General features: G+C 52.6%; 25 protein-coding genes. 21 read left to right on the top strand and 4 right to left on the bottom strand.

Annotated features, from left to right (window positions below; all coding sequences use genetic code 11):
• Window positions 1-58: 58 nt before the first annotated feature.
• The 6 genes from I6L54_RS07315 to I6L54_RS07340 all read left to right on the top strand — a co-directional run bounded on the left by I6L54_RS07315 (window position 59) and on the right by I6L54_RS07340 (window position 4,364).
• Window positions 59-292: a DUF2732 family protein gene (locus I6L54_RS07315; RefSeq protein ID WP_040233350.1), complete on the top strand. Its 234-nt coding sequence runs from the start codon at window positions 59-61 to the stop codon at window positions 290-292.
• Window positions 292-519 (top strand): TraR/DksA family transcriptional regulator, encoded by a 228-nt coding sequence (locus tag I6L54_RS07320; protein ID WP_016150819.1) that lies wholly within the window; start codon window positions 292-294, stop codon window positions 517-519. The genes I6L54_RS07315 and I6L54_RS07320 overlap by 1 nt, the downstream gene beginning before the upstream one ends.
• Complete coding sequence (locus tag I6L54_RS07325) at window positions 516-1,373, top strand: DNA adenine methylase (RefSeq protein ID WP_040233352.1); 858 nt, start codon at window positions 516-518, stop codon at window positions 1,371-1,373. The genes I6L54_RS07320 and I6L54_RS07325 overlap by 4 nt, the downstream gene beginning before the upstream one ends.
• Complete coding sequence (locus I6L54_RS07330) at window positions 1,364-3,772, top strand: replication endonuclease (RefSeq protein WP_040233353.1); 2,409 nt, start codon at window positions 1,364-1,366, stop codon at window positions 3,770-3,772. The genes I6L54_RS07325 and I6L54_RS07330 overlap by 10 nt, the downstream gene beginning before the upstream one ends.
• Before the next feature lie 158 nt (window positions 3,773-3,930).
• Entirely contained in the window at window positions 3,931-4,119 is a 189-nt protein-coding gene (locus I6L54_RS07335) for a hypothetical protein (protein WP_001154444.1), read from the top strand.
• Between the two features lie 11 nt (window positions 4,120-4,130).
• Window positions 4,131-4,364, top strand: a complete 234-nt coding sequence (locus I6L54_RS07340) for a DinI family protein (RefSeq protein WP_019077494.1) — start codon at window positions 4,131-4,133, stop codon at window positions 4,362-4,364.
• A 392-nt stretch (window positions 4,365-4,756) separates the two neighbouring features.
• On the opposite strand, the gene I6L54_RS07345 is transcribed toward I6L54_RS07340, so the two are convergent.
• Window positions 4,757-5,401: an Abi family protein gene (locus tag I6L54_RS07345; RefSeq protein ID WP_209442488.1), complete on the bottom strand. Its 645-nt coding sequence runs from the start codon at window positions 5,399-5,401 to the stop codon at window positions 4,757-4,759.
• 124 nt (window positions 5,402-5,525) lie between these two features.
• Window positions 5,526-6,014: a helix-turn-helix domain-containing protein gene (locus I6L54_RS07350; RefSeq protein WP_040233356.1), complete on the bottom strand. Its 489-nt coding sequence runs from the start codon at window positions 6,012-6,014 to the stop codon at window positions 5,526-5,528.
• Window positions 6,015-6,561: 547 nt separating this feature from the next.
• On the opposite strand from I6L54_RS07350, the gene I6L54_RS07355 reads away from it, so the two are divergent.
• From I6L54_RS07355 to I6L54_RS07365, 3 genes are read left to right on the top strand one after another with little or no spacing between them, the layout of a single operon-like run.
• Complete coding sequence (locus I6L54_RS07355; RefSeq protein WP_040233359.1) at window positions 6,562-7,368, top strand: TIGR04255 family protein; 807 nt, start codon at window positions 6,562-6,564, stop codon at window positions 7,366-7,368.
• A 17-nt stretch (window positions 7,369-7,385) separates the two neighbouring features.
• Window positions 7,386-8,027, top strand: a complete 642-nt coding sequence (locus tag I6L54_RS07360) for a helix-turn-helix domain-containing protein (protein WP_052463784.1) — start codon at window positions 7,386-7,388, stop codon at window positions 8,025-8,027.
• Between the two features lie 10 nt (window positions 8,028-8,037).
• Window positions 8,038-8,877 carry a hypothetical protein gene (locus I6L54_RS07365; RefSeq protein ID WP_040233360.1) on the top strand — a complete coding sequence of 280 codons (840 nt, stop codon included), beginning with the start codon at window positions 8,038-8,040 and terminating at the stop codon, window positions 8,875-8,877.
• Window positions 8,878-8,925: 48 nt separating this feature from the next.
• On the opposite strand, the gene I6L54_RS07370 is transcribed toward I6L54_RS07365, so the two are convergent.
• Complete coding sequence (locus I6L54_RS07370; protein WP_040233361.1) at window positions 8,926-9,966, bottom strand: phage portal protein; 1,041 nt, start codon at window positions 9,964-9,966, stop codon at window positions 8,926-8,928.
• A complete protein-coding gene (locus I6L54_RS07375) occupies window positions 9,966-11,732 on the bottom strand; it encodes a terminase ATPase subunit family protein (protein ID WP_040233363.1) in 1,767 nt (588 codons plus the stop codon). The genes I6L54_RS07370 and I6L54_RS07375 overlap by 1 nt, the downstream gene beginning before the upstream one ends.
• A 142-nt stretch (window positions 11,733-11,874) precedes the next feature.
• Between I6L54_RS07375 and I6L54_RS07380 the strand changes: the two genes are divergently transcribed.
• The 12 genes from I6L54_RS07380 to I6L54_RS07430 all read left to right on the top strand — a co-directional run bounded on the left by I6L54_RS07380 (window position 11,875) and on the right by I6L54_RS07430 (window position 17,683).
• Window positions 11,875-12,708 (top strand): GPO family capsid scaffolding protein, encoded by an 834-nt coding sequence (locus I6L54_RS07380; protein WP_040233365.1) that lies wholly within the window; start codon window positions 11,875-11,877, stop codon window positions 12,706-12,708.
• A 16-nt stretch (window positions 12,709-12,724) separates the two neighbouring features.
• On the top strand, window positions 12,725-13,789 hold the full coding sequence (locus tag I6L54_RS07385; RefSeq protein WP_040233366.1) for a phage major capsid protein, P2 family: 1,065 nt from the start codon (window positions 12,725-12,727) through the stop codon (window positions 13,787-13,789).
• Window positions 13,790-13,792: 3 nt separating this feature from the next.
• On the top strand, window positions 13,793-14,443 hold the full coding sequence (gene gpM, locus I6L54_RS07390) for a phage terminase small subunit (protein WP_024552863.1): 651 nt from the start codon (window positions 13,793-13,795) through the stop codon (window positions 14,441-14,443).
• Window positions 14,444-14,536: 93 nt separating this feature from the next.
• Window positions 14,537-15,001, top strand: a complete 465-nt coding sequence (locus tag I6L54_RS07395; protein WP_040233370.1) for a head completion/stabilization protein — start codon at window positions 14,537-14,539, stop codon at window positions 14,999-15,001.
• A complete protein-coding gene (locus tag I6L54_RS07400; protein ID WP_001397651.1) occupies window positions 15,001-15,204 on the top strand; it encodes a tail protein X in 204 nt (67 codons plus the stop codon). Before I6L54_RS07395 ends, I6L54_RS07400 begins: the two co-directional genes overlap by 1 nt.
• 3 nt (window positions 15,205-15,207) lie before the next feature.
• The gene (locus I6L54_RS07405; protein WP_040233371.1) at window positions 15,208-15,423 is read left to right on the top strand and encodes an HP1 family phage holin; all 216 of its coding nucleotides are present in this window, start codon (window positions 15,208-15,210) and stop codon (window positions 15,421-15,423) included.
• Entirely contained in the window at window positions 15,404-15,916 is a 513-nt protein-coding gene (locus I6L54_RS07410) for a lysozyme (RefSeq protein ID WP_040233372.1), read from the top strand. Before I6L54_RS07405 ends, I6L54_RS07410 begins: the two co-directional genes overlap by 20 nt.
• A 1-nt stretch (window position 15,917) precedes the next feature.
• Window positions 15,918-16,292, top strand: a complete 375-nt coding sequence (locus I6L54_RS07415) for a DNZ54_00345 family protein (RefSeq protein ID WP_040233376.1) — start codon at window positions 15,918-15,920, stop codon at window positions 16,290-16,292.
• Window positions 16,289-16,717 (top strand): Rz-like lysis system protein LysB, encoded by a 429-nt coding sequence (lysB, locus tag I6L54_RS24260; protein ID WP_040233379.1) that lies wholly within the window; start codon window positions 16,289-16,291, stop codon window positions 16,715-16,717. Before I6L54_RS07415 ends, lysB begins: the two co-directional genes overlap by 4 nt.
• Window positions 16,602-16,850 carry an Rz1-like lysis system protein LysC gene (lysC, locus tag I6L54_RS07420; protein ID WP_226794656.1) on the top strand — a complete coding sequence of 83 codons (249 nt, stop codon included), beginning with the start codon at window positions 16,602-16,604 and terminating at the stop codon, window positions 16,848-16,850. The genes lysB and lysC overlap by 116 nt, the downstream gene beginning before the upstream one ends.
• Window positions 16,813-17,244, top strand: coding sequence for a phage tail protein (locus tag I6L54_RS07425; protein ID WP_040233380.1), 432 nt, complete (start codon window positions 16,813-16,815; stop codon window positions 17,242-17,244). The genes lysC and I6L54_RS07425 overlap by 38 nt, the downstream gene beginning before the upstream one ends.
• Window positions 17,237-17,683, top strand: a complete 447-nt coding sequence (locus I6L54_RS07430) for a phage virion morphogenesis protein (protein ID WP_040233382.1) — start codon at window positions 17,237-17,239, stop codon at window positions 17,681-17,683. Before I6L54_RS07425 ends, I6L54_RS07430 begins: the two co-directional genes overlap by 8 nt.
• Window positions 17,684-17,703 lie beyond the last annotated feature (20 nt).

Raw genomic sequence — 17,703 nt, forward strand, 5'->3', positions numbered from 1 at the left:
GAAATTAAAGGCGTAAACCCGCCGGGCTTCTTATTGCCCAAATTCAGGAGAAACAACAATGCGAAATATTGAAACCCGTATCACCAAAACAGGATCAGATGATGCTGGCCTTAACCAGATGCTGACGGATGCACGCATGGAAGAACGCCGGGCACGTGCCGCGGCAATGGCAGCCCGTCTTGATAGCCTAGCTTGCCATATCACGTCACGTCAGCTTAACCACGTTGAAGCGGCGGAGCTGTTGCGTATTGCGGCTGAAAACATTCAGAACGAAGCGCAGGAGATCCACTGATGGCTGATTCAATGGACCTTGTACAGCAACGCGTTGAAGAAGAACGTCAGCGCCACATCCACACCGCCCGCAACAGAACACCGGGCGTTTCCCGTGTGCTCTGCATTGATTGCGATGCACCGATCCCGCCAGCACGTCGCCGAGCCATTCCGGGCGTGCAGTGCTGTGTCACTTGTCAGGAGATTGCGGAGCTGAAAGGCAAACATTACGTAGGGGGTGCTGTATGAGCACTATCTTGAAATGGGCGGGAAATAAAACCGCCATCATGCCGGAACTGATTAAGCACCTTCCTGCTGGCCCGCGACTGGTTGAACCTTTCGCGGGTTCCTGCGCTGTAATGATGGCGACAGACTATCCTCATTATCTTGTCGCGGATATTAATCCAGACCTGATTAATCTCTATCAGGTGATTAAGAATGATGTTGAATACTTCATCAATGAGGGCAGATATCTTTTTGAAGCCCGTAATGAACCAGAGGCATATTATAAGACGAGACAGGAGTTTAACTTGCGCCATGGTGGCGCAATTGAACGCGCATTGTATTTCTTATATTTAAATCGCCATGGTTATCGCGGACTGTGTCGCTATAACTTGGACGGTTATTTTAATGTTCCTTACGGTAATTATAAAAAGCCGTACTTCCCTGAAAACGAAATACGCGCATTTGCAGACAAAGCAAAACGCGCAACGTTTATCTGCGCCAGCTATGACGAGACACTGGCACTGCTGCAAACGGGTGATGTTGTCTATTGCGATCCACCATATGACGGCACGTTTAACGGATATCACACAGCTGGTTTTACAGAGGATGATCAGTACCATCTGGCGTCTATTCTTGAACGCCGGTCATTAGAAGGTCATCCGGTTATCGTGTCCAACAGCGATACGTCTCTGACACGTTCGCTTTATCGTGATTTTACTCGCCATCGTATAACCGCTAAGCGCAGCATGGGCGTGGCTGCTGGTGATAGTAAAACTGCAGTAGAAATCATCGCCACAAAATCAGCATGCTGGTTTGGTGTTGATTTGGCGTCTGGTCCTGATATCTCGGTGGAAGCTGAGGTGCGGGCGTGGCAGTGAGTAAATTCACATTACATCATGCACAAACCACCGGCGGCTCGAATGAGGCCGCCGTGGCTTTTCCATGGAATGCCCCAAAAAAAGCGGTTAACCCGTATCTGGACCCAGCGGAAGTAGCGCCGGAGTCTGCGCTTTCAAACCTCATCACTCTGTACGCAGCGGATAACGAGCATGGGCATCTGCGCCGTGAGGCGTTGAGTGATGAGGTTTGGGAACGCTATTTCTTTAATGAATCCCGTGATCCTGTCCAGCGTGAAATGGAGCAGGATCGGCTGATTAGCCATGCCAAAATGGCCCGCGAACAGCAGCGCGTTAATCCAGATTTGGTGATTATTGCCGATGTAAGCGCCATGCCTGCCCATATCAGCAAGCCTCTGCTGGAGCGGATTAAATACTTCCATAGCCTGGGCAGGGCTAAAGCTTATTCCCGCTATCTGCGCGAAACAATCAGACCGTGTCTTGAGCGGCTGGAGCACGTGCGTGACAGCCAGGTGTCTGCGTCTTTCCGGTTCATGGCGAGCCAAGAAGGGTTGGAGGGGCTGCTGGTACTGCCTGAAATGAATCAGGATCAGGTTAAGCGCCTTTCCACGCTGGTTGCGGCGCATATGAGCATGTGTCTTGATGCGGCCTGCGGTGATCTGTTTGCCAGTGACGATGTTAAACCAGAAGAAATCCGCCAGGCATGGGAAAGGGTTGCTTCAGAAGCCATGCGCCTTGAGGTCATCCCGCCTGCCTTTGAGCAGTTACGCCGCAAAAAGCGCCGCCGCAAGCCGGTGCCTTATGAACTGATCCCACCGTCGCTGGCGCGCATGTTGTGTGCGGACTGGTGGTATCGCAAATTGTGGCAGATGCGCTGCGAGTGGCGGGAGGAGCAACTGCGTGCTGTCTGCCTGGTCAACAAGAAAGCGTCCCCGTATGTCAGCTACGAAGCCGTGATTCACAAACGCGAGCAGCGCCGCAAATCGCTGGAGTTCTTCCGCTCGCATGAGCTGGTCAACGAAGACGGTGACACGCTGGATATGGAAGATGTGGTGAACGCCAGCAACAGCAACCCGGCGCACCGCCGTAATGAAATGATGGCCTGTGTTAAAGGGCTGGAGCTGATCGCGGAAATGCGCGGAGACTGCGCGGTGTTCTATACCATCACCTGCCCGTCACGCTTCCACGCAACCCTCAACAATGGCAGACCTAATCCGAAATGGACCAGCGCCACTGTCCGGCAGAGCAGTGATTATCTGGTTGATACGTTCGCCGCTTTCCGCAAGGCCATGCACAAGGCCGGGCTGCGCTGGTACGGCGTCCGCGTTGCAGAGCCGCACCATGACGGCACCGTGCACTGGCATCTTCTGTGCTTCATGCGCAAAAAAGACCGCCGTTCCATCACCGCACTGCTGCGTAAGTTTGCCATCCGTGAAGACCGCGAGGAGCTGGGCACCAATACCGGGCCGCGCTTCAAGTCCGAGCTAATCAATCCGCGCAAGGGAACGCCGACTAGCTATATCGCCAAATACATCAGTAAGAACATCGACGGGCGTGGGCTGGCTAAAGAAATCAGCAAAGAAACCGGCAGATCACTGCGTGACAGCGCCGAGCATGTCAGCGCCTGGGCGTCACTGCACCGTGTTCAGCAATTTCGTTTCTTTGGTATTCCTGGGCGTCAGGCATACCGCGAGCTGCGCTTGCTTGCTGGTCAGGCGGCGAGAGTGCAGGGCGAACGCAAAGCGGGTGCGCCGGTACTGGATAACCCGCGTCTGGATGCGGTACTGGCAGCTGCAGATGCGGGTTGCTTTGCCACTTACATCATGAAGCAGGGCGGTGTACTGGTTCCCCGCAAACATCACCTTGTCCGCACGGCTTATGAGCTTAACGACGAACCGAGCGCCTACGGCGATCACGGTATCCGTATCTATGGCATCTGGTCCCCGATTGTAGAGGGCAAGATTTGCACGCACGCGATGAAGTGGAAAAAGGTTCGTAAGGCCGTTGACGTTCAGGAGGCGGCAGCCGACCAGGGCGCTTGCGCCCCTTGGACTCGTGGCAATAACTGTCCCCCTGTTGAAAATCTGAACAAATCAGGGGGTGATTTACCCGATATTAAAACCATGGATGAGAAAGAGCTGCAGGAATATCTCCACAACATGGGCCAGAAGGAACGGCGGGAGCTGACAGCCTGGTTGAGACTGGTAAAACCGAAGCGGAAAAAAGCATACATACAGAGTATTTCGGAGCAGCAGCGCCGGCAGCTTGAGGCAGAACTGACTGCCAGAGGGTTTGAAGGTAGTGCATCTGAGATTGATTTGCTTCTGCGTGGCGGCAGCATTCCATCCGGTGCCGGTTTACGTATTTTTTACCGTAACCAGAGGCTGCAGGAAGATGACAAATGGCGTCAATGGTACTAAGAATGCTGTTTAACATTTCGTGCTTTATTGACTGGCGCCAGTACATCCAATTAACTGACAAAAAAGAGTTTTACATTTTTTCTTTCCTATTGTACTGTTTATATAAACAGTGGGTATATATACAGTATTTGTGTATCCGTGTAATGATAGGAGGGAAGATGCAGGACTATCTTTTAGAGTCATTGAAGCTCCAGCGTATTGATTTTTTTATCAAGCTTGTAGCGGCTAGTGAGTGCAGCGACGAAGAAAAGCGGCTGGCTATCCAGTGGGTGTCCGAACTGACAGACGAGTTGATGGCGAAAATTCGCAGCCATGAATACAGCCGGTCAATGGACGTTACCAGTTAAAGGGAATCTGTATGCGCATTGAAATAATGATCGATAAAGAGCAGAAGATTAGCCAGGCCACACTGGAAGCCCTTGAATCCGAGCTTTACCGTAATTTGCGCCCTCTGTATCCCAAAACAGCAATTCGTATCCGTAAGGGCAGTGCCAATGGTGTTGAACTGAGCGGGTTAAAACTGGATGAAGACAAAAAGCGAGTGATGGAAATTATGCAGCAGGTCTGGGAGGACGACAGCTGGTTGCATTAAGAAACGTTGCAGGCGTCAGAACTTTATTGTGACGCCTGCGAGGTTGAACAACGAGAGTAGCGAGGCGTTAGCCATGGGTAAAAAAGACATTAATCACCAGATTATCTATCGGGGCAAGGTGCTGGAACGGTTTACCACTGGCGGATGGGTCTTTTTTCAGCGTCCAAAGGAGTGCAGCGGGGGTTTTTGGTTGGGCCGCATCTATGAGGATTGTTTCTGACTTGAGCTGGATTTCCCTGTTTCGTTGCATGACGGCCTGGGGTTTTTGATAGAGGTCACCAGGGTTGAGCAGAGAAGTGATGAGTGTGACGCGAATTACTCCCCCTTTGATTAAATGCCTGGGCTCAGACTAGGATGGGTGATTCTGAGCCTGCAGTGCATGGCATATGCGACTAAGGTTTTTGCGAATAGATAGTAGTGAATAAGTTGTTCTGCACCAGCCACTGTGCTGACGTGGAGCACTTCAACATCACCAAGTTAACAATCCTTTGGAAGTCAGCTTCAAGATCACTCCGAAAAATCGGTTCATGGTGAGCTATTCGATTACGCAGATTCCTAATATGTTCAAGTTCGTCATGGATATGGATACGCTTAAGCTGTTTTTCCATTTTTTTATCCATATTAGGGAAAATGCGCTCAATGTGGTTTTCCCAGATTCGCCCAAAGTGTCGGCTAGTGAACATTTGCTGCCAGAAATAAAAGCTTAATTCCGGTATAACTTGGCCCACCGTTTGTAAGCCTTCTCTCGCTGTCTCTAATTCCTGCCTTCTGCGAAAAGGTAAACTTTTAATGAATGTTGCATTCCATGCCCACTGTTGACCGTAAATCTCTTCCAGCGCATCAGATACAGCATTGCGAATAACCACTTCGCAGATTTGTATAGACGCAAACAATGCTGCGGACACTTGGGCATTCCAGGCGTACAATCTGAGTGCTGACATATAATCATGCGCCATTGCAGCCTCGTAGGTAGACATGCGGGCATGTGATAGTGCGAAACGAACGGATTCCATGTCCTCTTGAGTCATAATTGACATCCTATCCTCCAAGCGTATACTATCTTCCCTGAGAGCCACGGGCCTTGCGGGCGAAAGCCTCCTCCCGGGACATAAGAATACAGCAGTACTAAAGAAACCCGCTTTGCGGGTTTTTTTACGCCCATCATTTCTTTAACCCACCTTTGCGTGTTACCTGCTTGGTATCTTCTTTGGCTTTCAAAACTTCGGGCGCGAGTTCCCGGAGCTTCTTAACTAATCCTGACAGATCGTATTCGTTACTGAGTTTTCCATTATCATCCGCAGAACGAACGATCCTGACGAGTAGACCTGCCTGCTCAAGCTCTGCCATATATCGTTGAATCTGGCGTGTGCTTAGCCCTAATCTGTCAGATAGCGTTTGCTTGCTTGGATATGGCTTTCGGCCTGCCTCCCACCAAAAATCTGCCAGTTGCAACAGAACTGCGAGTTGGGAAGGGTTTAGACCTAAGCGTTGCTGGCATCGTAGTAAAAGCGATGGGATTATGCAGAACCCGGCCTTCATCACTTCTTTTCCCCATTTTTCATCGGCTACCCGGCTAGACTTTGCTTTGGCTGGGCTGCCTGAAACGGTAACGTCGTCGTTGCTTTCATTATCGCTTGTAACTATATTCATCTAAGTTCTCCGTGATTTTCAATAATCACACTTTATACCCTTATTGCAGTAAGTTATAGTATTTACCACTGGTCGCAGATGTCCATAGGGCAGGGGGTGAAAATGTCTCATATCCTCTAGGCGGAAACGTCTCCCTAATAAGGATAATCGGGAAACCAGGATAATCGGAAAGATACCAATGAGGATATACTGGGGGACTAGTCGTAGATGTCTACAGGGCAAGCTAAAAAATTCTTTTCCCCATTCCTTTACCAGAACCAAATGAACGTGCATGTCTATGCCGCATGAATCTGCATGATCGTTTAAGGATCGTTTTAGCTGAAGCCCGCCAGGAATGGCGGGCTTTTGTTTATGTCATGCAGGTGCATGAAAACCACTGCATAAAGCGGGCAGGCGTGGCGGGGATACGAGCGCGCGCGTCGTGGTTTAATCGTGGGCATTATCAAAAAATGTCTTAGTGGAACTTTGTGATGGTTAATGTGTCAACCAAGATGTAAACTAGATTAAGAAGAACGTTATTTATGGATATTACAATTAGGAGGGCGACATGAGCGACAGCAACCGCATGTCCAATGCACCCGTATACTATGCGCTGGCGCAAGTTAAGTTTACGCCGATAAAGGCGATGAAAAAGTATGTTGATGATATTCAGGATGCATTGCGTTTAAAGGGCTATCCGCTCTTTGAAAGAAAAGAAGCAATGCAAATGATGTTTGATGTTAGTACGCCTGGTGAGCCGCCTCAACCATCGTTTGAAACGGTCCAACAGTGGTACATGTCTAACATTAATAAAACCTCTGGTTTTGTCCTGGGTAATGACTTTATTACGTTCCAGACGACTGATTACAAAGAACATGGTCCGTTCTTTCAGGCATTGATAGAAGGGTTGTCAGTTGTTCTACAACACGCTAACCCAGCCCTTTTGACCAGACTTGGTTTACGGTATCTGGATGCCGTTATACCTAGTGAGGGGGAATCCATTGAGCAGTATCTATGCAATGGTTTGCATGGAGTCGACTTGGATTTATCTCCTATACAGTCGGTTAATGAGATGGTTTTCCAGACAAATGTTGGCCCTGTGATAAATCATGGATTTTTAGTAACTCGCTTACATAAAATGCATGGTCAACTGGGTTTCCCGCCGGATATCTTGCCCACTGGGGTTGATATGCTCGAGCGGTTCAGGAGCGAAAAAGCTCTATGGCATGGGATTATTGATACGGATCATTACGTTGAAGGAAACTTACCGCCAGCGATAGACTTAATTGAACAACAATTCAATTCACTGCATGGCGTTGTTAAGGGGACCTTTAATAAGATGGTATCTGAGCATGCTATTAATAGGTGGGTATAACACCGAGGAGGTGTGATATGCGTCAATCCATGACAGGTAGTTACTACGAAACTCCAGGATTAGCGCCCTTTGCTGGAGCGATAATCGTTGCCACCTCAATGTTCCTGAGTGGAACTGGAGCGAGCTATTCTGTAAAGGATGTAAACCAGTGGCGCGGTTTTGTACAACCAAAAGTTCAGTTTGGGTTATCTAAACTTGAAACTCATGGTGAATCTGATAACGAGCCTGTTGATATTAGGACGATCTCAGAGCATTTAAATAATGTTCGGGACACTCTTTCTCCATCAATGTCAGAGTTGGCTAAAGAATTGGGCATTACTAGGCAAGCTCTGTATAAATGGTTATCAGGTGAGAGTCAGCCGGATGATATAGGGAAGGCCAGCTATATCATTGAACTTAGCAGGTTAGCCGATCGTTTTAACGAAGCGGGGGTCGAAAATGCTAAGTTAATGTCGAAAATGAAGGCGTTTGATGGATTATCTATTGTTGATCTGATTCAACGAGGTGATGACTGGAAACCGTCGGTAAATCTCTTAATTGAAGAAGCTCGTCAGCTTAAAAATGCTGGAATCAAAGCGAATTTAACTGGAAGCAAAAGCACACCGACTGACGGGTGGATGTCGTCTGTTTCTATACCGGGTTCAGGAATGAAGGAGTAGAAAGTCATTTATGGTTGATATCGCTTCAGCATGGCGCCAAGGCCAGGTTCTTAAGCATGAGGATGCTGTTTCTTTGGGTATACTAGCCGAAGAGCAAACCGGCGTTAAGGTTGTCGTGATCAGTCATGATTGTGACTTGCAAAGTTCTTCTGAACCCCGTGTTGAACTTATAGCTGGCCCTCTCATTAAGGGGGCTGGCAATTATGCACGTGCGAAACATCCCAGAGTTTTGCACTTACATTTTGAACATGCGCAAGACGCAAATCAAAATGCTATTGAATTGAAGCATGACAACAAGCAGTGGATAGATAAAGAACGATTCACATGTGTAGAGTGTGATCCGGCATGTGAAATCTCTGCTGAAGAAAAACAAGGGTTAAAGCAATGGCTTGCTGCTCGTTATGGGCGGCCAGCTTTTCCTGATGTGTTTGAGAGTCGGCTTAGGGCTTTCGACACGAGGAAATTTAGGTTTGAAAAAGAACTAGCAAAAGTGGTGAGTGCGCACTCAGTCTTTTTGATCGGCGTTTTCTTCGATTTAGGTGAAGATCGCTGTAATGACTTAGAGGAAGGCGTTCCTTATGAACTGAATATTCATCTGGTCTACGACGCTATAGTTGGAGGGCCGGCGGCAAGAGAAGAAGCTGAACAGGCGGCGGAACAAATCCAAGCGCTATTTACAGAGTATCACGGTGATCCGGCTGAAAGTGAGCTTATTGCGCTCATGTCCTGTAATGCAGTGCCAGACATTGAATTTAGTTTGTATGCATTAAGACGAATGGATCAGTGGCGAGTTGAGTATATTAGTTTACAAGGAGATGGCGTAGGTGATTATATCAACCCAGCCATCTAAAAAGATTCATGTGCGCTGTGAGTCCAATCTGGGCTCGCAGTTCATATATTAACCTGCATCTAGGCTGTATGGTTCAAAGCGAATTACCTCTTCGCCAACCCACTTGTTAACTTCTTGCAGTCGCTTCTGAAGCGGAATTAATTCATTTCGGACAAACACTTTACTAGCTTTTTCTACGTCACCAAACCCACCAGTGTTGTTTGGGATGATACCCATCATCTGCGGCGGTACGCGGTGCGCTGCCATCATGTCATCGCGGCTGACGTTCTTGATGTTCAGAAACTCGTCTTTCGCCGCAACCTCTGATAACGGGATGATCTGGATGCCGTCCTTTTTACCGTTCGGCGAGTACATAAACAGGTTGCGGAAGTTACCCGGACCTTTGGCGCTTTTCATGGCCTGGCGGATGTTGTTCACGTCCTCTTGGTTCTGCGCTGCGTCAGTCATGTACATGATGAAGCCAGCGTGGCTGCCGTTGATGTAGTACTTGCGGCGGAACAGTGTAGCGGACTCGTTCAGCAGGGCGGAGGGAATCGCGGACAGATATTCCGGCAGACCGTAAATCTCCTGGTTTAAATCCGGTTCCATCAGGTGAAAGATACTGCCTTTGGTGAACTCGTAGGGCTGCGTGGTCATGCCATACTGCACAAACCAGTAGGTATTCAGATCCACGCCACGGCGAGTGTATTTCGCCAGCGACGGCTCCAGCGACAGAATGCCGCCGAGGCGGTTGGTGCGTTTCTCCAGATAGGCGTTACCAAACACCAGATAATCCTGCACGAACCGGCTGAATGCCTGCTGGCTGAGCAGCGGGTGGGGGATAAACGTGCTGGTCAGAATGTTGCGTTTTACCGCAATGGGTGAGCTGTGATGCACGGCGGCGCGATAGGTGCGCGCCAGCCCGTCAAAACTCACCGGAGGTTCATACCATCTCTCCATCTGTACGCATTCCACATAGTCCAGCAGTCCGCGGCGGTCCAGTACCGGGATCGGATCGCCAAAGCTGAACGCTTCGGCGTGAGTTGTATTCTTCTGCTGTTCGGCCTCCTGCACTGGCGCGGTGCTGGTCAGGGCGTCGTGTTCACTCATCAAAAAATCTCCACAATATTGCTGGTATTGGCGGATTCGCCCTGCAGCGGTTCGTTAAACAGTGCGTGCATCGTTGCCCAGGCCAAATCTGCGTGGCTGGCTTCTTCGCTGCGGCTGGCTTCGTAGGTAGGGCGGTTGCCGCTGGCGGTAGTGGCCCGGCGGATTGCCATGAAAGACTGCGCAATGTCGGTGTGTCCGGCGTCAAACTCCAGACGGCGGTGGCTGATAATGTCGTACGCCTTGAGCACCAGGGCGTTTTTGACGTTGGGGTTGTAGACAAACTCCCGGACAGCGGGAAAGAACGCTTTTACGTTCTCATAAACACCGTGCCCGACGCCGGTCGAGTCGATGCCGATATAGGTCACGTTGTACTGCTGCGTTAGTTTTTTGATAGCGTCCGCCTGGGCGCGAAAGTCCATCCCACGCCACTGATGACGCTCCAGAATGCGGAACTTTCCGCCCGGTACAGTGGGTGGAGCCATAACAACGCAGCCTGCGCTGTCACCGTTCTGCGTACCTTTCGCCGGGTCATAGCCGATCCAGACTTCTCGCCAGCCAAACGGTCGCAGCGCCAGTGCGTGAAAATCAGTCCAGACTTCCCAGCTGTCCACCATGCACGCCTGCAGCTCGCTGAGCGGGAATACTGACGCCAGATCGTCAATAAATTCGCACATCAGCAGGTTCTGGTATTCGTCCGGGCTGTACTCCATGCGCAGCTGGTCGAGATCGAACAGGTTACAGCCGCCGCGCACCGCATCCTCCACGGTGACGATCTGGCGGTACTGTCCGTCAGGGCAGAGCAGGCCGCGCGCAAGGTTGCTGTGGGTCAGGTCAATATCCACCTTGTCCGCTTTGGCGCGGCCCCGGTTAAACAGCGCGCCGGACCAGAACGGATACGCGCTGTGGGTCAGGCTGGACGGCGTGGAAAAGTAGGTTTGTCGCCATTTCTTGTGAATGGCCATACCGGAGGCAACCTTGCGCAGCTCCTGGAATTTCGGTATCCAGAAATATTCATCCAGATACAGGTTGCCGTGGTAGCTCTGCGCCGTGCGGGCGTTGGTGCCGAGAAAGTACAAAGCTGCACCATTGGGCAACACCATGGGATCGCCTTTCAGCTCCACCTCAACTTCTTTGGCAAAGTCGATGATGTACTGCTTAAAGACGTGCGCCTGTGCCTTACTGGCAGAAAGGAAAATCTGGTTGCGTCCGGTCAGCAGAGCGTCAATCAATGCTTCACGGGCAAAATAAAACGTGGCGCCAATCTGGCGCGACTTGAGCAGATTGCGGATGCGGTTTGTTTTCCCTGCTTCAAACCAGTGACGCTGATAGTCGAACATAGAGGCGTGGAAGACTTCTTCCAGCTTTTCGATCTGTTCGTCGGTGAAAACGTTTTTTTCCGGCTGCCTGCGCGGACCTTTGTTACGGTTGGCAACTTTCGGGTTTAAATCAGCTTCGTTCCCGCCATCGTTAAATTTTCCGATCCGGGCATGGCGCTCTGACTGGCGCGCCAGCAGGTCAATTTCCTTGAAGTCTTTCCCTTCTTTCTGCTCCTTCATGATGAGCTGGCAGTAACGTGCGGCGGTGGTGAGCTGCATTTGATCCAGCGGCCCATAGTCGCCCCACTTGTCGCGTTTTTTCCAGCTGTGAACGGTTGCAACTTTTTCGCCCAGCATTTCAGCAATGCGGGCTACGCGGTATCCCTGAAAGTACAGCAGCATGGCCTGCCGACGGGGATCGAGGTCTGCGGGGGTCAGTGTCGTGTTCATGGCCCAAACATACGGCCTTGTATGGCGGCTTTCCCCGGCTGCGTTTTGTGTGGTTTACCGTACAAATACAGCGCGTTGTCTCACTCCCCCCATCACCGCAAACATAAGGCTCCAGTAAGTTATTTCTAACGGAGCATGGCTCATGACAGTGAAAGCAAAGCGTTTCCGTATCGGGGTGGAAGGTGCCACCACTGACGGGCGCGAGATCCAGCGTGAATGGCTGGTACAGATGGCTGCCAGCTACAACCCGACGGTCTATACCGCGCTGATTAACCTTGAGCACATCAAGTCTTATCTGCCGGAGAGCACTTTTAACCGCTATGGCAGGGTGACGGGGCTGGTTGCAGAAGAAATCCAGGACGGCCCGCTGGCGGGCAAGATGGCACTTTATGCCGATATCGAACCCACTGACGCCCTGGTGGAACTGGTGAAAAAAGGCCAGAAGCTTTTCACCTCCATGGAGGTCAGCACGAAGTTTGCCGACACCGGCAAAGCCTATCTTGTGGGGCTGGGTGCGACGGACGATCCTGCGAGCCTGGGCACCGAAATGCTGGCTTTCAGCGCCAGTGCAGCACATAACCCGCTGGCAAACCGTAAGCTGAACCCTGAAAACCTGTTTTCGGAAGCGGTTGAAACGCTGATTGAACTGGAAGAAGCCCAGGACGAAAAGCCGTCCCTCTTTGCCCGCGTCACCGCGCTGTTCACCAAAAAAGAGCAGACCGACGATGCGCGATTCTCTGATGTGCATAAAGCCGTGGAGCTGGTCGCTACTGAGCAGCAGATCCTGAGCGAGCGCACTGATAAATCCCTGTCCGATCAGGACCAGCGCCTTTCTGAGCTGGAGTCCTCCCTGCAGGAGCAGCAGACCGCCTTTGCCGAGTTACAGCAGCAGCTGAGCCGTGAAGACAGCCGCAAAGATTACCGCCAGCGCGCGCCGGGCGGTGACGCACCGGCAGGCACCCTGACCAATTGCTGATGGAGCATAAAACCCGATGAAAAAGAAAACCCGCTTTGCCTTTAACGCTTACCTGCAGCAACTGGCGCGCCTGAACGGTGTGGAAGTTGAAGAACTGTCCAGCAAGTTTACCGTGGAGCCGTCCGTGCAGCAGACGCTGGAAGACCAGATCCAGCAGTCCGCCGCTTTCCTGACGCTGATTAACATCACGCCGGTCACTGAGCAGTCCGGTCAGTTGCTGGGGCTGGGCGTGGGCAGCACCATTGCAGGAACCACCGATACCACCACCAAAGAGCGCGAGCCTACCGATCCGACGCTGATGGAAGACGTGGAATACAAATGCGAGCAGACCAACTTTGATACGGTGCTGACCTACGCAAAACTGGACCTGTGGGCGAAATTCCAGGACTTCCAGGTGCGTATTCGCAACGCCATCGTCAAGCGTCAGGCGCTGGACCGCATCATGATCGGCTTTAACGGCGTGAAGCGCGCCAAAACCTCCAACCGTGCTGAAAACCCGCTGCTGCAGGACGTCAATAAAGGATGGTTGCAGAAAATCCGCGAAGACGCGCCGGATCACGTCATGGGCAGCAAAACCGCAGAAGACGGCACCACTACTGCAGAACCAGTAAAAGTAGGTCCGGGTGGTAAGTATCTAAATCTTGACGCGGTGGTGATGGATACCGTCAACGAGCTGATCGATGTCGAGTATCAGGATGATGACGAGCTGGTTGTTGTCTGCGGACGTGAACTGTTGTCTGACAAGTATTTCCCGCTGGTCAACAAAGAGCAGGACAACAGCGAGAAAATCGCCGCCGATCTGATCATCAGCCAGAAACGCATGGGCGGCCTGCAGGCTGTGCGCGCGCCTTTCTTCCCGGCAAATGCCCTGCTGATCACCCGTCTGGATAACCTGTCCATCTACTGGCAGGAAGACACCCGCCGCCGTTCTGTTATCGACAACCCGAAACGCGACCGGATTGAAAACTTTGAATCCGTCAACGAGGCGTATGTGGTCGAGGACTACCGCTGCGCGGCGCTGGTAGAAAACATCGAAATCGGTGATTTCAGAGTGCCTGCCGCACCGGAAGGTGGGGAATAACGCATGAGCCTGAGTCCCGCACGGCAACACCGCCTGCGCATTCAGGCCGAACAGGCCGCCCGTGAGGGCGGCAGTGTTCGCCATGCGTCGGGGTATGACCTGATGCTGCTGCAACTGGCAGAAGACCGCCGCCGCCTCAAGGGCGTCCAGTCCACGGTGAAAAAGGCGGAAATCAAGGTGGAGCTGCTGCCGAAATATTCCGCCTGGGCGGAGGGCGTGCTGGCAGCCGGAGGTGCACAGCAGGATGACGTGCTGATGTACGTGATGCTGTGGCGTATCGACGCCGGTGATTATGCCGGTGCGCTCGAAATCGGGCGCCATGCGTTGCGCCATGGCTGGGTGATGCCGCTGGGCAACCGTAACGTGCAGACCGTGCTGGCAGAAGAAATGGCAGACGCGGCGCAAAGCGCTCTGCTTGCCGCTGCCGGTTTTGATGCCGATCTGCTTCTGCAGACGCTGGACCTGACCACCGATCTGGATATGCCGGACCAGTCGCGGGCGCGCCTGCATAAAGCCATCGGCGCTGTACTGAGCGAAAGCAACCCGGCGTCTGCCCTGAATCACCTTACCCATGCGCTGCAGCTTGATCCCCGCTGCGGTGTGAAAAAAGAAAAGCAGCAGCTGGAGCGCAGACTGCGCAATGACAGCCGCTAAAGAACGTGCCCCGCGCACGGGCGGCACGGGATGGCGAAAGGCACTGCCATATCAAAATTCCGTCCACCGCCCACTTATTCAGGAGAAAGCCGCATGAAGTTTGTTGCGCCCGAACAGGCACCGGAACAGGCGGAGGTCATCAAAAATACGCCGTTCTGGCCTGATGTGGACCTGTTGGAATTTCGCAGTGTGATGCGAACTGACGGCACGGTGACGCAGCCGCGTTTAAAGCAGGTTGTGCTGACGGCTATTTCTGAGGTTAACGCTGAGCTGTACGACTTCCGCAACCGCCAGCAGTTGCTGGGCTACCGGGCACTGGCTGAGGTTCCGGCGGACATGCTGGACGGTAAAAGCGAGCGTATCCGGCACTACCATAACGCCGTTTTTTGCTGGACGCGTGCCGTACTCAATGAGCGTTATCAGGACTATGACGCCACGGCGTCAGGTGTGAAACGGGGGGCGGAGCTGTCGGAGGCCAGCGGCGATCTGTGGCGTGATGCCCGATGGGCTATCAGCCGGGTGCAGGATGCACCGCACTGTACAGTGGAGCTTATCTGATGAAAGTGCGTGCGCATCAGTATGACACGGTGGACGCGCTTTGCTGGCGTCATTACGGGCGCACGCAGGGGGTCACTGAGCAGGTTCTGAAGGCAAATCCGGGGCTGGCAGAGTACGGCCCATTTTTACCGCACGGGCTGCAGGTGGAACTGCCGGACATTACGGCGTCAACCACGGCGCAGACCGTCCAGCTATGGGACTGAATTATGACGCTTGAACGAATCAGCGCCTTTATTACTTACTGCATCGCCGTGCTGCTGGCATGGCTGGGTGATCTGTCGCTCAAGGATGCATCAACGGTTGGCGGCGTGCTGATTGGTGTGCTGATGCTGGCTATCAACTGGTACTACAAACACCATTCTTTCAGGTTGCTGCGCGATGGCAAAATTTCACGGGGGGAATATGAATCCTTCAATCGTTAAGCGCTGCCTTGTTGGGGCTGTGCTGGCTGTCGCCGCCACGCTGCCCGGTTTTCAGTCGCTCAAAACCTCCGTTGAAGGGCTGAAACTGATTGCCGATTACGAGGGATGTCGTCTGCAGCCGTATCAGTGCAGCGCAGGTGTCTGGACTGACGGGATCGGCAATACATCCGGGGTGGTGCCGGGGAAAGCTATCACGGAACGGCAGGCAGCGCAGGGGTTAATAAACAATGTGTTGCTGACTGAAAAAAGGCTGGAGGCCTGCCTGACGGTTAAGCCCCCACAACATGTCTACGATGCGCTGGTGAGTATTGGCTTCAATGTGGGGACCGGCGCGATCTGCAGGTCAACCATGGTGTCATATATCAATCGCCAGCAGTGGTGGCAGGCATGCAACCAGCTACCGCGCTGGATTTACGTTAACGGTGTGAAAAATAAAGGTCTGGAGAACCGCCGCGCGCGGGAAATGGCCTGGTGCTTAAAAGGAGCGTCCTGAAATGAAATGGTTAAAAAGTTACTGGCTGCCGCTTTCGGTTCTGGCGCTTCTTGTGATGGTTGATGTGATTTTTCCTGCCTCCCATGCGCTTTTCCCGCTGGCGCTGATCATGTGGTTTGAGTTTGCCGCGTTTTCTCTGGTCTGCTTCACCGGGCTTTATTCTTGCACTCTGACAGGTAATGACCGGCTAAAGGTCAGATTCCTTCTGGGCAGGGTATTAAGGGTGATGGACGCAATCTCTCTCTCCTGGTATCTGCGCCTGGCTACTGCCTTTGTGGTGTTGCTTGCCGGGTGGAAACTGACGGGGCTGGTTTATGTATCTACCGTTGCCATTGGCCTGGCAATCAAGGATGAATTAAAGGCATTGCGGGAATGAATCGCGCACTGATGTTAGGGCTGGCGCTGGTTCTTGTGGCGCTGGGCTGGCAGTCGTGGCGGCTTAACAATGCCAGTCACACCATTGAGACGCAGGGCGCGGCGCTGAAAAGTAAAACGCAGGAACTGACGAAGAAAAACAGTCAGTTGATCGGCCTGTCCATTCTGACCGAAACCAACAGCCGGGAGCAGACGCGGCTTTATGCGGCAGCGGAACAGACCACCGCACTGCTGCGAAGCCGCCAGCGCCGGATCGAGGAACTGAAACGTGAAAACGAGGATTTGCGCCGCTGGGCTGACGCTCCTTTGCCTGCTGACATTATCAGGCTGCGCGAACGTCCGGCCCTTGCCGGAGGTGTTGCTTACCGTGAATGGCTGTCCCAGAGTGACGCAGTGCCGCCTGGAAAGATCAGCGCCGCGCAGTAACGGTGATCTGAATACGGCGCTGGATGAAACAGAGGCCGCCTGGGCGGTCTGTGCTGACAAAGTCGACACGATAGTTGCGTGTCAGGAGCGAGAGAGTGAACAAACCGCAGTCCCTGCGCAGCGCCCTGAATAAAGCGGTGGCGTATGTCCGCAACAACCCAGATAAGCTGCACCTTTTCGTTGATAACGGCTCACTGGTGGCAACCGGTGCCAGCTCTATGTCATGGGAATACCGCTACACCCTGAACGTGGTGATCGAGGATTTCAGCGGCGACCAGAATCTGCTGATGGCTCCCGTGTTGCTGTGGCTCAGAGAAAACCAGCCGGACGCCATCAACAACCCGGAGCTGCGCGAAAAACTGTTCACCTTTGAAGTGGATATTCTGCGCAATGATGTGTGCGATATCAGCCTGAATCTGCAACTGACGGAGCGTGTACTGGTCAGCACTGACGGTAATGTGTCGAGCGTTGAAGCGGTGCCGGAGCCTGATGGATTCGAGGAAATGTGGACGGTGAAACATGGATGAGCTACAGAGGGTGGATGACTGGCTGACGGCGCTATTGGCGAATCTGGAGCCTGCCGCGCGCAGCCGTATGATGCGGCAACTGGCGCAACAACTGCGCCGGACGCAGCAGCAGAACATCAGGCTGCAGCGTAATCCTGACGGCAGCGGCTATGAGCCGCGCCGGGTGACAGCCCGCAGCAAGAAGGGACGCATCAAACGCCAGATGTTTGCAAAGCTTCGCACCACAAAATACCTGAAAATTGCAGCCAGTGCCGACTCTGCCAGCGTGCAGTTTGAAGGCAAGGTGCAGCGCATTGCCCGTGTTCACCACTACGGCCTGCGTGACCGCGTCAGCCGTAAAGGCCCGGAGGTCCGCTACGCTGAGCGCCGCCTGCTGGGTGTGAATGATGAGGTGGAAACCGTTACCCGTGACACTCTGTTGCGCTGGCTGGCGGGGTGATCTTTGTTTCATCGCTGGTA

It is taken from the genome of Citrobacter pasteurii (genome assembly GCF_019047765.1).
In the GTDB taxonomy this organism is placed as follows: Bacteria; Pseudomonadota; Gammaproteobacteria; order Enterobacterales; family Enterobacteriaceae; genus Citrobacter; species Citrobacter pasteurii.

Bases quoted from the DNA above. Each gene is read 5' to 3' on its own strand.
- I6L54_RS07315 (WP_040233350.1), top strand. From the start codon at position 59: ATGCGAAATATTGAAACCCGTATCACCAAAACAGGATCAGATGATGCT.
- I6L54_RS07320 (WP_016150819.1), top strand. From the start codon at position 292: ATGGCTGATTCAATGGACCTTGTACAGCAACGCGTTGAAGAAGAACGT.
- I6L54_RS07325 (WP_040233352.1), top strand. From the start codon at position 516: ATGAGCACTATCTTGAAATGGGCGGGAAATAAAACCGCCATCATGCCG.
- I6L54_RS07335 (WP_001154444.1), top strand. From the start codon at position 3,931: ATGCAGGACTATCTTTTAGAGTCATTGAAGCTCCAGCGTATTGATTTT.
- I6L54_RS07340 (WP_019077494.1), top strand. From the start codon at position 4,131: ATGCGCATTGAAATAATGATCGATAAAGAGCAGAAGATTAGCCAGGCC.
- I6L54_RS07345 (WP_209442488.1), bottom strand. From the start codon at position 5,401: ATGTCAATTATGACTCAAGAGGACATGGAATCCGTTCGTTTCGCACTA.
- I6L54_RS07350 (WP_040233356.1), bottom strand. From the start codon at position 6,014: ATGAATATAGTTACAAGCGATAATGAAAGCAACGACGACGTTACCGTT.
- I6L54_RS07355 (WP_040233359.1), top strand. From the start codon at position 6,562: ATGAGCGACAGCAACCGCATGTCCAATGCACCCGTATACTATGCGCTG.
- I6L54_RS07360 (WP_052463784.1), top strand. From the start codon at position 7,386: ATGCGTCAATCCATGACAGGTAGTTACTACGAAACTCCAGGATTAGCG.
- I6L54_RS07365 (WP_040233360.1), top strand. From the start codon at position 8,038: ATGGTTGATATCGCTTCAGCATGGCGCCAAGGCCAGGTTCTTAAGCAT.
- I6L54_RS07370 (WP_040233361.1), bottom strand. From the start codon at position 9,966: ATGAGTGAACACGACGCCCTGACCAGCACCGCGCCAGTGCAGGAGGCC.
- I6L54_RS07375 (WP_040233363.1), bottom strand. From the start codon at position 11,732: ATGAACACGACACTGACCCCCGCAGACCTCGATCCCCGTCGGCAGGCC.
- I6L54_RS07380 (WP_040233365.1), top strand. From the start codon at position 11,875: ATGACAGTGAAAGCAAAGCGTTTCCGTATCGGGGTGGAAGGTGCCACC.
- I6L54_RS07385 (WP_040233366.1), top strand. From the start codon at position 12,725: ATGAAAAAGAAAACCCGCTTTGCCTTTAACGCTTACCTGCAGCAACTG.
- gpM (WP_024552863.1), top strand. From the start codon at position 13,793: ATGAGCCTGAGTCCCGCACGGCAACACCGCCTGCGCATTCAGGCCGAA.
- I6L54_RS07395 (WP_040233370.1), top strand. From the start codon at position 14,537: ATGAAGTTTGTTGCGCCCGAACAGGCACCGGAACAGGCGGAGGTCATC.
- I6L54_RS07400 (WP_001397651.1), top strand. From the start codon at position 15,001: ATGAAAGTGCGTGCGCATCAGTATGACACGGTGGACGCGCTTTGCTGG.
- I6L54_RS07405 (WP_040233371.1), top strand. From the start codon at position 15,208: ATGACGCTTGAACGAATCAGCGCCTTTATTACTTACTGCATCGCCGTG.
- I6L54_RS07410 (WP_040233372.1), top strand. From the start codon at position 15,404: ATGAATCCTTCAATCGTTAAGCGCTGCCTTGTTGGGGCTGTGCTGGCT.
- I6L54_RS07415 (WP_040233376.1), top strand. From the start codon at position 15,918: ATGAAATGGTTAAAAAGTTACTGGCTGCCGCTTTCGGTTCTGGCGCTT.
- lysB (WP_040233379.1), top strand. From the start codon at position 16,289: ATGAATCGCGCACTGATGTTAGGGCTGGCGCTGGTTCTTGTGGCGCTG.
- I6L54_RS07430 (WP_040233382.1), top strand. From the start codon at position 17,237: ATGGATGAGCTACAGAGGGTGGATGACTGGCTGACGGCGCTATTGGCG.